Annotated in this window: 14 protein-coding genes; 6 read left to right on the forward strand and 8 right to left on the reverse strand. The window is 40.9% G+C overall.

Features of this window, described 5'->3' with window-relative positions; translation table 11 throughout:
- Window positions 1-70: 70 nt before the first annotated feature.
- Window positions 71-997, reverse strand: a complete 927-nt coding sequence (locus FH976_RS03790; protein ID WP_194089581.1) for a LysR family transcriptional regulator — start codon at window positions 995-997, stop codon at window positions 71-73.
- 241 nt (window positions 998-1238) lie between these two features.
- Here FH976_RS03790 and hisC point away from each other — a divergent pair, with 241 nt between their 5' ends.
- Together hisC and FH976_RS03800 are read left to right on the forward strand one after the other, a co-directional pair.
- Entirely contained in the window at window positions 1239-2348 is a 1110-nt protein-coding gene (gene hisC / locus FH976_RS03795) for a histidinol-phosphate transaminase (RefSeq protein ID WP_194089582.1), read from the forward strand.
- Window positions 2349-2409: 61 nt separating this feature from the next.
- On the forward strand, window positions 2410-3186 hold the full coding sequence (locus FH976_RS03800) for an ABC transporter substrate-binding protein (RefSeq protein WP_194089583.1): 777 nt from the start codon (window positions 2410-2412) through the stop codon (window positions 3184-3186).
- Between the two features lie 247 nt (window positions 3187-3433).
- Here FH976_RS03800 and FH976_RS03805 read toward each other — a convergent pair whose 3' ends face one another.
- Window positions 3434-4309, reverse strand: a complete 876-nt coding sequence (locus FH976_RS03805; RefSeq protein ID WP_194089584.1) for a pirin family protein — start codon at window positions 4307-4309, stop codon at window positions 3434-3436.
- A gap of 306 nt (window positions 4310-4615) precedes the next feature.
- Between FH976_RS03805 and FH976_RS03810 the strand changes: the two genes are divergently transcribed.
- From FH976_RS03810 to FH976_RS03820, 3 genes are read left to right on the forward strand one after another with little or no spacing between them, the layout of a single operon-like run.
- On the forward strand, window positions 4616-5707 hold the full coding sequence (locus FH976_RS03810; RefSeq protein WP_194089585.1) for an ABC transporter substrate-binding protein: 1092 nt from the start codon (window positions 4616-4618) through the stop codon (window positions 5705-5707).
- Window positions 5708-5721: 14 nt separating this feature from the next.
- Complete coding sequence (locus tag FH976_RS03815; RefSeq protein ID WP_194089586.1) at window positions 5722-6489, forward strand: ABC transporter ATP-binding protein; 768 nt, start codon at window positions 5722-5724, stop codon at window positions 6487-6489.
- Window positions 6482-7276 carry an ABC transporter permease gene (locus tag FH976_RS03820; RefSeq protein WP_194089587.1) on the forward strand — a complete coding sequence of 265 codons (795 nt, stop codon included), beginning with the start codon at window positions 6482-6484 and terminating at the stop codon, window positions 7274-7276. Before FH976_RS03815 ends, FH976_RS03820 begins: the two co-directional genes overlap by 8 nt.
- Window positions 7277-7397: 121 nt before the next feature.
- Here the strand turns inward: FH976_RS03820 and FH976_RS03825 are convergent, their stop codons facing one another.
- From FH976_RS03825 to FH976_RS03850, 6 genes are all read right to left on the reverse strand, one after another.
- On the reverse strand, window positions 7398-8243 hold the full coding sequence (locus tag FH976_RS03825) for a DUF3037 domain-containing protein (RefSeq protein WP_194089588.1): 846 nt from the start codon (window positions 8241-8243) through the stop codon (window positions 7398-7400).
- The gene (locus FH976_RS03830; protein WP_194089589.1) at window positions 8240-8956 is read right to left on the reverse strand and encodes a HipA family kinase; all 717 of its coding nucleotides are present in this window, start codon (window positions 8954-8956) and stop codon (window positions 8240-8242) included. The genes FH976_RS03825 and FH976_RS03830 overlap by 4 nt, the downstream gene beginning before the upstream one ends.
- 306 nt (window positions 8957-9262) lie before the next feature.
- The gene (locus FH976_RS03835) at window positions 9263-9895 is read right to left on the reverse strand and encodes a Rossmann-fold NAD(P)-binding domain-containing protein (protein WP_194089590.1); all 633 of its coding nucleotides are present in this window, start codon (window positions 9893-9895) and stop codon (window positions 9263-9265) included.
- Between the two features lie 50 nt (window positions 9896-9945).
- Window positions 9946-10371, reverse strand: coding sequence for a VOC family protein (locus FH976_RS03840; RefSeq protein WP_194089591.1), 426 nt, complete (start codon window positions 10369-10371; stop codon window positions 9946-9948).
- A 255-nt stretch (window positions 10372-10626) separates the two neighbouring features.
- A complete protein-coding gene (locus FH976_RS03845) occupies window positions 10627-10947 on the reverse strand; it encodes an Ig-like domain-containing protein (protein ID WP_194089592.1) in 321 nt (106 codons plus the stop codon).
- 269 nt (window positions 10948-11216) lie between these two features.
- Window positions 11217-11873 (reverse strand): nitroreductase family protein, encoded by a 657-nt coding sequence (locus tag FH976_RS03850; protein ID WP_194089593.1) that lies wholly within the window; start codon window positions 11871-11873, stop codon window positions 11217-11219.
- Between the two features lie 288 nt (window positions 11874-12161).
- Here FH976_RS03850 and FH976_RS03855 point away from each other — a divergent pair, with 288 nt between their 5' ends.
- Complete coding sequence (locus tag FH976_RS03855) at window positions 12162-14573, forward strand: Lon protease family protein (protein ID WP_194089594.1); 2412 nt, start codon at window positions 12162-12164, stop codon at window positions 14571-14573.
- Window positions 14574-14727 lie beyond the last annotated feature (154 nt).

The following is a 14727-nucleotide window of genomic DNA, read 5'->3' on the forward strand; positions in this document are numbered from 1 at the left end:
AGTTTCTCGTTTAGTTATAGCTTGTCGTTAAGATATAGCTTATCGCTTCGGCATAGTATTTCAGCATGACTTAGATGGAACTGTCAGCGCTTTCCACTTCTTTGCATAGCCATGTAATTAACCTATTTAAACTTTCATTTTCGGTCGATTTTGGCCTAACCAAGTAATAACCCTTTCCTGATGTAATGCGTAGTGGATGCGGTGTAACCAAGCGGCCTAATTCAATTTCTTGTTGTGCAAGTGTCACATCACCAATCGTAATTCCAAACTGTTGAATCGCAGCATTCACAGAGAGATCTAGGGTGGCAAAGTGTTGATTCTTCGCGCCAGTTAAATGAATCAGTTGAGGTTGTTGCAGCGCTTTACTAGCATGAGTTAGCCATAGATCCCAATCCGATTTTTGCGGCGTTGCATGTAGCCAAGTGAGAGCGCTCAGGCTTGCGAAGTCAAAGCTTTCATTTCCTTTTTTTCCCGTCAGTAACTCCGGTGAGCACATGGGTGTAAGCACTTCTTCAAACAGTAAATCAGCAAGTAAGTTTTCAGCATTGTGTGAGTAGTCGCCGTAGCCAATAGCGGCATCGAAGGATTCAGCGGTAAAGTTAATTTGATGCTTAATGGTTGACGTCAGTTCCACATCAATTTCTGGATGAGCTTGCTGAAAATTCATTAACTTAGGGAGTAGCCAAGGCGTAATGCAACTGGGTGCTTTTAGTTTTAGCTTCTGTTTATCATAGGAAATCTGTTCTACCGCACGTTGTAATTGATTCAAGATAGACTCTACTGATGCCATAAAGGTATGTCCTTTGGTGGTCAAGGTTAATCCTCTGGCATGTCTTTGAAATAATGTCACATCCAGTTTTTGTTCGAGTGAACCAATTTGTCGGCTAACCGCACCTTGAGTGAGGTTTAAACGTTGTGCAGCGGCGGTAAAATTTTGCTCTTCTGCCGTGATTAAAAAAGCATGCAGTTCTTTGGTAGAAGGTAGTCGGCTAAACATGGCGTCCCTTGTCTGTTTATTTTGTTCTTCTTGACGCATAATTTTTGGTATATGGTTTTTGTCATTTCACCTTTGTAGCTATGCGATTTTATCATGGCTAGTATGACAACTTTTCGATTCTCATTTCAACTTAATTTTGTATATGATGTAATTATTAAAATAAATATGCACATAAATGGCATTAATATTTATTTTTATCGTATTTGTGTATTTTATTATTCAATTTAAACTGAGGGTGGTCATGAAACCATTAGCTGAAAAATTAGTTCCGCCAGCGGTAGAAAAACTCATACCTTATCAATCGGCACGTCGTATTGCTCGTCAAACCGGAAATACAGGGCACTTATGGCTTAATGCGAATGAGCTTGAAAGTTGCTGCCAATACGGTGATGTGAGCGAAGGCAAAAACACGCACTACAATCGTTACCCTGATTTCTTGCCTCATGATATTGCTGCCGACTACCAAGCTTACTGCGAATACCAATCTAATATTGTCTTTTCGTCAAACCTTGAAACCATTGCGGTACGTGGGGCGGATGAAGCAATTGATTTATTAGTTCGCACGTTTTGCCAACCAGGTAACGATCAAATCCTAGTGTGTCCACCGACTTATGGTATGTATGAGTTTTGCGCTGATGCATTTTCGGTGAATACTGCCGTGGTGCCATTATTAGAGAACTTTCAATTGGATCTCGCCACGATAGAAACCAAGCTTGATAAAACCAGTTTAGTCTTTTTGTGTTCGCCAAATAATCCCACCGGCAATGTGCTGCACCAGCAAGATTTACTTACCTTATTGGAAGCGAGTAAAGATAAGTCACTAGTGGTGGTTGATGAAGCTTATATTGAATTTGCACCGCATACTTCTGTAGTTGGCTTAATGGCTGAATATCCACATTTGATTGTGATTCGAACCTTATCAAAAGCTTTTGGTTTAGCGGCGATTCGGGTGGGTTTTATGTTGGCAGATTCTAGCGTGATGACCTATGTTTCTCGCTTAATTGCCCCTTATCCTATTGCGGATCCTAGCGCTGAAATTGCTCAAAAAGCACTGAGTCCCGCAGGAATTCAGCAGATGGAACAGCAAACTAAGTCGCTAATAGAAGTAAGAGACTGGTTTAGTGCTGAAATTTCAGAATTAGCTATCGTCGAAAAAGTTTACGCCTCGAGTACGAATTTTGTTCTCGTGCGATTTAACACTCAAAGTAGTATGTATGATTACTTAATTAGCAAAGGCATTGTTGCAAGAAGCCCCGCTAATGAATTGAGTGTGAAAGGGTGTGTTCGTATCACCATTGGCAGCAAAGCCAGTATGGTTGAAACATTAAATGCGTTAAAACAATATACTTAATATAAACAATACGCCGAATACAAACGGTACATCTAATATAATAATTTAAAAGGATTTAGTCATGAAAAAAATAATTACGATTGCGGCTGTGCTTTGTTCTATGTTGTGGCTACCGGCGCAAGCGGCCGATCAAAAGGTAGTGCGTTTATCTTCAGATTTCACCTATCCACCTTTTAACTACAAAGATTCAAATGGTGAGCCTGCAGGTTTTGATATCGAAATTGCCGCGGCATTATGTAAAGAAGCCAATTTTAAATGTGTGTGGAGCACTCAAGATTGGGATGGTTTGGTCCCTGCATTATTAGCGCGCAAATCGGATGTCATTATGGCGTCTATGCGTATTACTGAAGAGCGTAAAAAACGTATTCTGTTCACTAATAAGTACTACCAAACTCCGGCTCGTTTTGTCGCAAAAAGTGATGCTGGTTTTACTCTGGATAAAGCAGGTCTAACAGGTAAAACGATTGGTGTTCAAATTGGCACTATTCATGATACTTATGTGACGGAAAAATTTGGTGATGTGGCATCTATCAAACGTTATAAAGGTCAAGACGAAGTCTATTTAGATTTGGAAAATGGTCGTCTCGATGCAGCGTTTGGTAATGCGGATCAACTTCAATTGGCGTTCTTAGATAAACCATTAGGTAAAGGCTTTGCGTTGGTTGGCACGCCAGTAACGGATAAAGCTTATGTGGGAGAGGGAACGGCGTTAGCTCTGCGTAAACAAGATACCAAGCTCGCGGATGCTTTTAATAAGGCAATAGCGGAAATACGTAAAAATGGCACTTACGACAAAATTGCAGCTAAATATTTCAACTTCGATATTTATGGTGACTAGGCCAAAAAATCATAAAGCTATTTTTTAGTTGTAATGAATTTTAAACAAAAAAATCCCTGCTTTCGTTTACTCTAAAGCGATAAACTAAGCAGGGAGTCGCTTATTATGATTGCGAATCAGAAGCACACACAGTAATTATAGTGATCTATTGATGCTTGGGTATGTTAACTATTCATGAAGCTTTTAGTTTTCGATCAATATCTCAAGTAGCTCTAGCTCTGAAGCACGATGTGATTCGCTAGCTAGACTAATAACGATGAAATTTACCCGCTTGATAGTCATTAATCGCTTGGTTAATTTCATCAATGCTGTTCATCACAAAAGGTCCGTGGTGGACAATGGGTTCATCAATCGGTTCACCTACAAAAATCAGCAGTCCGGTGTCAGAATCTGATGTTATTTCAATTTCATCATGGCTATTATCTAGTGGCATAACAGGCTTCATAATGGCAAAGTCACTTTGTTTTAATGCCTTTCCTGAAACGGTTACATTCCCTTTATAGACATAGATAAGTGCATTATGGCCACTTGGTATTTTGAGTGAAATAGTGTTGCCTGCTTGGGCTTTCCAATCAGCAACAGTAGCCGGTACGCCTGTATCCGTTAATGGGCCTTGTAGTGGTTCACCGTTCACGATTAAGTCGCCTGATAAAATCCGCAGTAGATTCGTTTCGGTTATAAATTTTTCAGTAATTGATTCAGGCTGAAAATCAAAATATTTAGCAGGCTGCATTTTGTCGCGTGCTGGTTGATTAATCCAAATCTGAAAACCGTGTAATTGACCATCTTCCATGATCGGCATTTCGCTGTGGATCACGCCTTGTCCGGCTGCCATCCATTGTGCGCCACCGCTGCGTAATTCACCTACATTGCCCATATGATCTTTGTGCTGAAAGTGCCCATTCATCATATAGGTTAAGGTTTCGATACCGCGATGAGGATGCGGAGGAAAACCACCCACATAATCTTTTTTATCGTCAGCTTTTAATTCATCCACCATTAAAAACGGTGAGAAGTATTTATTATTGAAACCAGCAACCCGACGAATTTTCACTCCGTCACCATCGGATGTATTTTGAGATTGCATAACGAAATGCACGGGACGTTGATTTAATTGAGACATAGTGACCTCGGGATGATTAGTTAATATGCATTCATAATAGAACAAGATATTGAGCTTGATGATGGGCGTAGATCAATGAACTTGTTCGAAAAAACTGAACAACAAAGATCGTTATATGTGTAAGGTGCTATGGATGCAGCGGTTATGAATGCATCTTTAAGTGAAGAGTGTGCGGTGGGGGCTATCTTGACCATTGATTCCACTTATAAAATAACATAGTTTAGTGATATACCTCCGATTTGTAACAATTCATCAAGACATTTTTGCATTAATATAACGATAAAAATAACCGGCATGGAGAACAGGATGTTCAACCTTCAAAGAAAACCTTTACTGGCCTTAATTAGCTCACTTGCGACCTTATCCACTATTTATACTGCGAATGCTTTTGCGCAAGATACCGCGGCTGTTAAAAACACAGAAATTACGGTGGGCGCACTACGTTTCACCAGTCATGCTGCGACTTTTGTGGCGCTTGAACGTGGGTACTTTAAGCAGCAAGGGTTGGATGTAAAACTGAAATTCTTCCAAGCGGCGCAACCAATGGCAGTGGCGGTAGCATCTAAAGATGTTGATTACGCCGTGACCGCAATGTCGGGTGGTTTGATTTCCTTGGCTGATAAAGGCGCGATCAAAATTATCGGTGGTTCATTGTCGGAAGATCCAAAAGTCAGTGGTCAAAAAATTGTGGTTTCCAATAAAGCATTTGAATCTGGCGTGACCGATCCATCTAAACTCGATGGCAAGATGTGGGCTATTTCCCAGAAAGGATCGTCGTTCCATTATGTTGGCGCACAAATTGAAGCCCAAGATCACATCACCATGCACTTTAAACCGTTGCAAAAAGTCGGTGCGATTATTGGTGCAATGAAATCAGGCCAAGTAGATGCATGGTCGATTGTTCCGCATATTGCTAAGCCTTTGGCGGATGCTGGCGCGGTTCATATTATTGGTAATGTGTCGGATTACTTGCCTAATTACCAAGTCACCACCATTTTTACCTCCACCCACAATGCCACCGACGAACGCGCGCAAACTCAAGCATTCCTGACTGCAATTGCTAAGGGTGCGGCGGATTATAATGCTGCCATGATCGATCATACCGCAGGTCAGCAAGGTGAAGATGATATGGTGAAACTGATCCATAAATACATCTATACCGATCAACCTCTCGACAAAGCCGCCCCAAGCATCATCAATGGTTCGATGCGATTAAATGCCGATAACTTCTTAAACATGGCGTCTTTGCAAAATCAATTGGATTGGTTTCAGCAAGGTAAGATGGTTAATACTTCAATCAAGCTGACTGATATTGTGGATACCAGTTATGTGAAAACGGTTGATGCTAAATCAGTTGATACAAAAGCAATGGATATGAAAAAAGAAGCCACTAAATAAATACCAGAGACAATATGAATTTAAGCATTGAAAAACTAAGCCATGCATACGGACCTATGGAAGTGTTGCGCGATATCAACTTAGATATTCCAGCCGGAAAAATTGTCTGTATTGTTGGGCCGTCTGGCTGTGGAAAATCAACCTTATTACGCTTGATTGGCGGTTTAGAGCAAGCGAGCAGTGGGCAGGTTTTACAAGTCGGCGAGCCGCCACAAGCATGTTTGAATCCGCTAACGTACGTATTTCAACATTTTGCGCTACTGCCTTGGCGCACGGTGGAAGGCAATATCAGCGTGGTGTTGGAAGACCATAAATTACCGAAAGCACAAGTGGAGAGCATTATTACCGATGTTCTGGCACGAACTAACTTAAGCGATTTTCGCCAAGCACTGCCTAAGCAATTATCAGGCGGAATGAAGCAAAGGGTGGCGATTGCGCGTGCTTTAGCTGTGAAACCGGCGGTAATGTTGATGGATGAACCTTTGTCAGCACTCGACAGCCAAACTCGCGAGCTATTGATGGATGATTTAGTGAGCTTGTGGATTAAAGAACCTTTCACCGCGGTATACGTTACGCATAATTTAAATGAAGCGGTGAGGTTGGGTCATAAAATTGTGGTGCTATCGCGCCGCCCTGGTTGCATCCATGAAGTGGTTGAAATTGAAACGCCATTGAATGAACGCCATGCAGGAGATGCTGAGTTAGCCGAAAAGCAATCCTATCTATGGAACTTAATGCGAGATGAAGCCATGGCCGCAGAAGGAGAGTTGATCAATGGATAACCTAACTCAAAAACCGGTGCCATTTCGCGGTGGTGGTTTTGCTCCTCAGCCGAAACCTTGGGTTGGCGTTATTGTATTTGTAGCATTGATTGCGTTGTGGGAGTTAGGTTCACGCAGTGGCTTCCTGTCACCGCTAACGGTCCCTCAACCTTCTAATGTGTGGGCAACCTTTGTCGACCTCTATCAAAGTGGTTTGTTATGGCAGCAGCTGTTGCCGTCATTAACTCGTTTGGCGGTGGGGGCTAGTCTTGGTGTGGTGGTGGGGATCGGCTTAGGTTTAGTGATTGGTTTGTTCTCATTGGCGCGGGCAGGATTAGTACCATTAATTTCAGCGATTTTCCCTATTCCTAAAATCGCATTACTGCCGTTATTTGTTATTTGGTTTGGGATTGATGAAGTATCTAAATACGCGCTGATTGCCTTTGGTACGTTTACCCCAACCGTGGTGGCAACTTATGGTGCGGTCGATAATGTCGATCGTTCGCTTATTCGGATGGGGCAAAGCTTCTCGATGTCTTGGTTTTCGATTGTGCGTAAAATCGTACTGCCGGGCGCTATGCCGGGCATATTATCTGGCCTGCGAGTCAGTTTAGCGATCGCTATTATCTTGCTAGTGGCGGCAGAAATGCTTGGCGCCGAGTACGGCATTGGTGCGTATATTCTTGAAGCCGGATCGCTGTACGATCTCGACCGTTTATTTACCGGTGTGGCAATACTGTCTCTGCTTGGCATAATAATCAGCTTTGTGATTGGGCAAATAGAAAAGCGGCTGTTGAAGTGGCGTTAGAATTTAACTATTGATATGGCGATAAATACCCCACGAAGATTATTTGTCTCGTGGGGCATTGTTTGTAGCGAGCACAAAAAACCGCCCGAAGGCGGTTCAAAAAATATCACTTATACAGTACTTAGTTTAGTTTGAAGTCAACTGGTGTTATTGATAAATCTGGTTCAGCAAAATCGAGAATCTTCCCTTTGTTTTTGAAAGGTAAGACTTGAACCCCTAATCGCTTCATTCCATTCTTTACCGAGTCAAACGCCATTAGAATTTCATGCTTATTAGATTTTGGTGCTTCAATCGTAAACAAAAAGTCGTCAGCTTTAATTGCTTTCGCATCAAGTATATGCCCAACACGAGAAATCCATCTGTCTCCATGATCTGCAATATCCATGGGTTTAGCTTGGTTGAATGACATCGGTTTAATTGCACGAAGGTCTCTGCCAATTAAGGTAACTAGTGGAATTTTTATTTTACCAAACCCAGCATCAACAGAGCTTTCCTTGTATCTCAATGGAAGAGATCCAAATTGCTCTTTAAGCTCTCTAACCATTAATCGCTCACGCTGCTCTTTGGTTATTGGTAGATCTCTGCCAATATAAGTTTGATATAGGCGATTAAGAACGGCATCGCCATTTTCAGCAAGTATTACACCAGTTTCACTGAAGGTGATTACTCCTTCACGTTTGCGTGTTAACTCATGCATTACAGCAGATAACTCATTCCCATCAACCCTCTTTACATAATGCTTGATACGTTCTAACTCTATTTCCATAAATGAACGGGCTTTACCATAAAGCCCCCCATCAATGTCATCAAAAAAATTGTTGATACGTGTAAATGGTGCTGGTGCAAGTTTAATAAGCACTGTATTTGGGTAGTCGTTAGCCCATAGAACAATCCCAACATTCGCGAATTCTTGGGTTTCAGCAAATGGCATAAAACGTATAACAGCGTACTCAAACAGTTTTCTCACTTGATGTCCTCCCAAAAGTTGTCGTTTTTATATTGGCTTAGTATAGGTAAAATTTCTTGATTAACCTGTTCTATAGAATAGATTTCAAGCCACTCTTCAGGAAGCTCAGCTAGCATATTTTCCATTTCTTTTAGAGATAGTTCAATTAACTCTGTGTAGTATGCACGTTCAGTCTCGAATATTTCGTTCCACTCTATAAATGGTGCGGACACATGTAGCTCTTTATGCTTGCTAAGTTCGAATTCCTTATCAAACGCTAAATTATGATCAATTACAAGCGCATTATCTTTGGCTGGGTTATAAAAAAAGTTTGGATTCCCTTGTCCTTGTCTAAGAGTTCGGTCATTGTTTCTAATCCAGTAATCAAAGAAGTAAAGGTCTTTTAGTAACTGCTTTGGTAGTTTAGATAACGTTGATGTTGTTACATCTTGAATATTCTCAATAAATCTTGAAGCGAAATTGTACTCGTATAACTCCTTTACTTTTTGTAAAGGAGCATCGGCCCATGCTAATGCGAAATCTGGGATTGGCAAGCCAAAAGCAGTACCTAATCGTGCACAGATCCATTCTTTAACTAGACCGCTAGATGCGGCTTTTCGCCCCTTGACAATATGCTTATTGTTTTCATCATCAGTACAAAGGTAAGGTGCTGTTTTTCCTTGAGTCATTTCTCGTGAGATCTTCTCAATACAAATCTCTTCTTTTTTTGCCATGGAATCTCTCTTTATTACCACATTACCGAGTACTCAAACACTCGACCAAGTACAATTACGCTAGTCGCTTACTCTGGTGCGTATATTTCTTTTGGGTGCTCATTAAGTGATCTGCACCATTAAAATTAGGCATCGAGTTAATTTACTTCCCATCATACCTTTAATTATTCATTAATTGCTAATATAAGAAAATCACTGACTCACTTCGGGGTATAGAATAGTTAGCAACATGCTTTAGAAGATTCTGAACTACGCTCCTTCGTCGCTATCCAGAATGACAACGCCGGACAACACAAGTTTTAAACCTCACCCCGCTAATTGCTCAGAGCCAATACAGTGACAACCTGATTTAGATTCTATTGCCGAATTCAATAGAGCTTTTGCAATATTGTCGGCCGGGCTTATGCGCCATCGTTTAGGCAGTATTGGTCCGAAGAAAGCTAATGTTATCGCCAGTACTCGTTCGCCTAATCGAAACTCTTTACGCATACCACCGATTAAACCGGGTTGAACCAAGGTGAGTGAGTTAAATCCAATTGCTTGTAAATCTCGTTCTAATTCACCTTTCACTTGGTTATAAAAAACCTTTGAGTTTTCGTTAGCACCAACGGCTGAATTGAGTGCATAAGTGGAGGCACCATGTTGATGTGCGACGCTTGCCACCATCAAAGGATAGTCATGATCGACACGTTTAAATGCGGCTTTCGAACCTGAGTTTTTAATGGTGGTGCCTAATGTGCAAATCACGGCATCGACATTCCACCATGTTTCATGCGGTGGGAGTTGCTCAAAATCGACAATAGGGGATATTAACTTAGGGTGTTCCAGCAGTGCGCGGCGAGTTGGAGCAATAATTGACGTAATTTTAGGATCGGCTAAAGCGAGTTGTAAAACGCGACGCCCCACTAAACCTGTTGCGCCAACGATTAATAATTTCATCTTACCTTCCTACTTAAGCCGGCTGTGTTGTTGGTTATGCTGATATCTTATCACTTAGCGAACAGCTGGCTCATGTCTTTAAAGGCTTTGAATTCTAATGCATTACCGCAAGGGTCGAATAAAAACATAGTGGCTTGCTCCCCAACTTGATCTTTGAAGCGGATATAGGGCTCAATCACAAATTCAATATTAAAGTGTCTTAACCGATCGGCAAGCGCCTCCCATTGTTCCCATTGCAATACAATACCAAAGTGAGGCACGGGAACATTGTGACCATCCACTGCATTAGTATGAGCATGTTCTTGAGTGGTGGTTTTTGGATGCTCATGAATCACTAATTGATGACCATAGAAATCAAAATCGACCCAATGATCGCTAGAACGACCTTCTTCGAGTCCAAAAACGCGGTGATAAAAATCACGAGCAGTCGCTAAGTCATAAACAGGAATAGCGAGATGAAAAGGGGATAACGTCATAAATTCTCCAAGCGATTTAGTCAATAAAGTAATGTTTATGGTGTCACTTATAATAAAAGTGATGCAGTTACTATAGCAGCGATATGAATCGTGAGCTAAGGCTTAAGAATATGATATGTATGAGGGGGTGGGGAAGTGTACTGAGAGATGTTTTATGCCAAATGACACAGCTGTTTTCCTGCAGGTGTCATTTAGTACCAAGGTTAAACATAGATAATGACTCCTTATTATCTAAATGTCGTTTAATTGGCTGTACTAGTTTTTATCACCAATAATGCTGACAGTTTTCGAAATAGCGTTACCATTTTGGTCATTAATCGTAAAGGTATAGCTTTGTACATTATTGTAATGGTTTGCGAAATGTAGTTGGCCATGATCATTGGTCATTACTTGACGAGATCCCATGCCGTCGATAGTCACAGGGTAATCGGTTAACGGTTGACCATCTTGTTCCACGGTAACTATCGCATTATTGTAGCGTTGAGATACTTGTAAAGTTACATCTGATGAAGATGCCGCCATTGCCGCTGAACTAAATAGAGTTGTAATAGCGATTGCAGTTAGTAATTTTTTCATGGTATTTCCTCCGTCTGATTAGACTCACCAACGAGCTAATCAATATGCAGCCATTATAAGTGTGATCTCCGTCACGATAAATTGGAATTATTTGTTCGAGTTGGTCAAATAATTCGAATGATGTGGATTGGCAAATGATTGTTAGCATTTTTGCAACATGATTTGGGAGTGATTGGGCTGTTGGAAATAGAGGGAGGTTTAAACGCAGTTATAAAAAATGGCAGCCTGTTTAAAAGCTGCCATAGAAAAATAATCATTAATACAATTGATTATAAAGTGATCATTACTTCTTGCTCAGCCAAACGTGATTTAGGCAACTTGGCATTATAATCTTCATATGAGTCGTGATAACCAATCGCAAGGGCAACATGACACTCGTAGCCATCTAATTCGGCTGCAAACTCTTGACCAATCATTTCAGAATCGACACCTTCCATCGTTGTAGAATCAATGCCTAAACGAGCTAGAGTATGCAAGGCATTACCCAAAGCAAGGTAAGTTTGAGATTTGGTCCAATCGTTATTGAAGCCTTGCTCATTGGTATTTAAATCGACGAATACAAACCCACCAAAAGCTTGTTGTTTGTCTTCTGCTTTAGTACGACCATCAATGATGCCTTGATCGACGACTTTTTCATAATCAGCCCTGATGTACTGCATTTTATGAGCAAATAAAATGATGTGTGACGCTGCTGTTGCATGCGGTTGATTAAATTGGAATTTATTTGCAAAGGTATTGTGGAAGCGCTGTTTCGCTTGGTCTGATTCTAAAACAACAAACTTCCATGGTTGAGAGTTAATAGAAGATGGTGATAAACGTATAGCATCCTTTAATATCTGCATATCTTCGGCTGAAACTTTCTTGCTTGAATCATAACGTTTAGCAGTGTGGCGGCTGGTAAGATCTTTAATTATTGGATGCGTCATAAGAAACCTTTTTAATGATAAATGGACAACGTTAGCGTCATCTGGATTTTTATTGAGTGTCGGGGATTATATCTCTTTTTTTTTCATCACAGGTCAAAACTTTTTTGAATGACTTTATCGAAAAATTTGATAATGATCGGGTGGTATTTTTGGTATGGGATTTGAGTGATATTTGACCGCTTAATCATCAATTTAGGTCTAATCACAAAAATTACGATAAAAGCGTACTACTCTAAATGTATGCAGTGCTACAGTGGTTTATAGCCTTTAACTGAGTAAGGATTGCTTATGTCGAAAAATTCGCATTCAACTGACTTGAACTCAACATCTCCTGCATCATTTTTCAATACTCTTGATGCTTCTAAGCTTTACAATCCTGCTGATCTTGAGCAATTTCCTTGTAAATCAACCAAAGATATTCCACCGATTGATGAAATTGTAGGTCAAGAACGCGCCCAAAAAGCCGTTGAATTTGCCATGTCAATTAAAGACAAAGGCTACAATATTTATGCATCGGGACAAAATGGTTTAGGCAAACGGACGATGATTCTACGTTACCTTAACCGCCATAAACCTGAAGATTTACAGCTGTTTGATTGGTGCTATGTCGCTAATTTTGAAGATATTCGCAAACCAAAAGTGTTAAAGCTTCAGTCTGGAGTGGGTAAGCCGTTTCGCCTCGATATTGAAAAACTGCTCAGTAAATTAGTGAAAGCGTTGCCGCTAGCGTTTGATAATGAAGTGTATTTTACTCGCTCAGAAAAGTTAAAAAATCAGTTAAATCAGAAACAACAAACGGCATTAGAAGAAATAACCAAAGAAGCGAAAGAAAAACGCGTTAGCCTTGCGGTAACGATGCAAGGGGATTATGAATTTATTGCCATGCTCGATGAAGAAAAGCTGCATAGTGAAGAAACCTTTGATTCATTGACCCGTAAAGAGCAAGATTATTTTCGCACCACCATTGATGCGTTAGAGTTCAAACTTCGCGGTATGGTTCGCCAACTGACGGAATGGGAAGAAGCCTTTAGCGATAAGATCAAAAAGCTGAATGATGAAACCACATTAGATGTGCTGGCTTATCAAATTAAAGCGTTAAAAGACGTTTATGCAGAGCACCCCGAAATAAAGCAGCATTTATCGGATTTGCAAAAAGATATTGTCGAGAATGTTGAAATTTTCTTACAAGAAAGTGATGAGCAAAATGAAATTGCTTCTGCGTCTTTAGATGGCAAACTTCCGCGCCGTTATAGTATTAATGTTTTGGTTAATCAGGTTGATAATACTTTTCCGATTGTAGTGGAAGATAGTCCCAATTATCACAGCATTTTCGGATGTGTCGAAACGGCAACTTATAAAGGTACAGTCTTTACGGATTTCTCATTGATCCGCTCTGGCAGTTTGCATAAAGCCAATGGCGGCGTGTTATTGATGGATGCGATTAAGGTTCTTGAACAGCCTTATGTGTGGGATGGAATTAAACGCGCCTTACGAGCTCGTCAGTTAAGCTTAACGTCGCTTGAAAAAGAGGTGACATTATCTGGTGCGGTATCGCTTGATCCTGAAGCGATTCCATTGGATGTGAAAATCATCTTATTTGGTGATTATCGGACCTATCAACTCTTACAACATTACGATCCAGAATTCAGCGAACTGTTTAGAGTCACCGCAGATTTTGAAGATGAGATGACCCGTACCGTTGATGCTGAAATGCATTATGCACGTTTTATCTCAAGCATAGTGCGCGATAACGGCTTGTTGCATTGCGACAAAAAAGCCATTGCCAAGATTATTGAACATAGCTCACGGATGTCGGGAAATCAGAATAAGTTATCGTTACACTCTGCTCATATTGCTAACTTATTGCGTGAATCTAACTACGTGGCTCGTGGTGCAAAATCCAATTTGATCCGGGCGTCACATGTTGATCAAGCCTTAAGCAATCAAGAGCTACGTGTTAATCGCTTGCAAGATAATGTGATGGAAACCTTCAGCAATGGCACCACGCTGATTAAAACAGAAGGCTGCGCTGTGGGAGTGGTGAATGCGCTTTCTGTGTTATCGACGAGCGATCACATGTTTGGAGCACCGAACCGTATTACGGCAACGACGGCTTATGGCGATGGCGATATCTTAGATATTGAGCGTAATGTCGATTTAGGCGGCAGTATTCACTCGAAAGGTGTGATGATTTTATCGGCTTACCTTGCCTCAATTTTGGGTCGAAATGCCAAGATTCCGTTAACCACGCATATTACCTTTGAGCAATCTTATGGCGGCGTTGATGGCGACAGTGCCTCGATGGCGGAAGTGTGTGCGATTGTATCGGCGTACTCTAAGTTGCCATTAAGACAAGATATTGCGATTACAAGTTCTATGAATCAGTTTGGCGAAGCACAGCCGATTGGTGGCGTGAATGAGAAAATAGAAGGCTTCTTTAATGTATGTAAAATTAAAGGTCGTCGCTCAACACAAGGTGTGATCATTCCGCAATCGAATGTGCATAATTTAATGTTATCCGCCGAAGTACGACAAGCCGTGGCGAAAGGGGACTTTCATATTTGGGCAATTGAGCATGTGACTCAGGCGCTTGAAATTTTTACGGGTGTTGAAGCGGGTGTATTGGGTGATGATTTTACCTTTGGTGCGGGCAGTGTGTTTGGAATAACCCAAGCCAAGCTGAATGCATTAAGAAAATAATTACTCGCTAAAATAATAATAAACGAACGGATACCCTGTCAGATTTGGCAGGGTATTTTTTATGGCACGCCAATAAGTTAGATAGTGGTTTACTTTACCCTTGTAGTAAGCTTTATAATCCCTTTAAGAAATAAAAAGGAGAGAATGATGGGAT

This window comes from Vibrio hibernica (genome assembly GCF_015223435.1).
GTDB classification, from domain to species: Bacteria; Pseudomonadota; Gammaproteobacteria; order Enterobacterales; family Vibrionaceae; genus Vibrio; species Vibrio hibernica.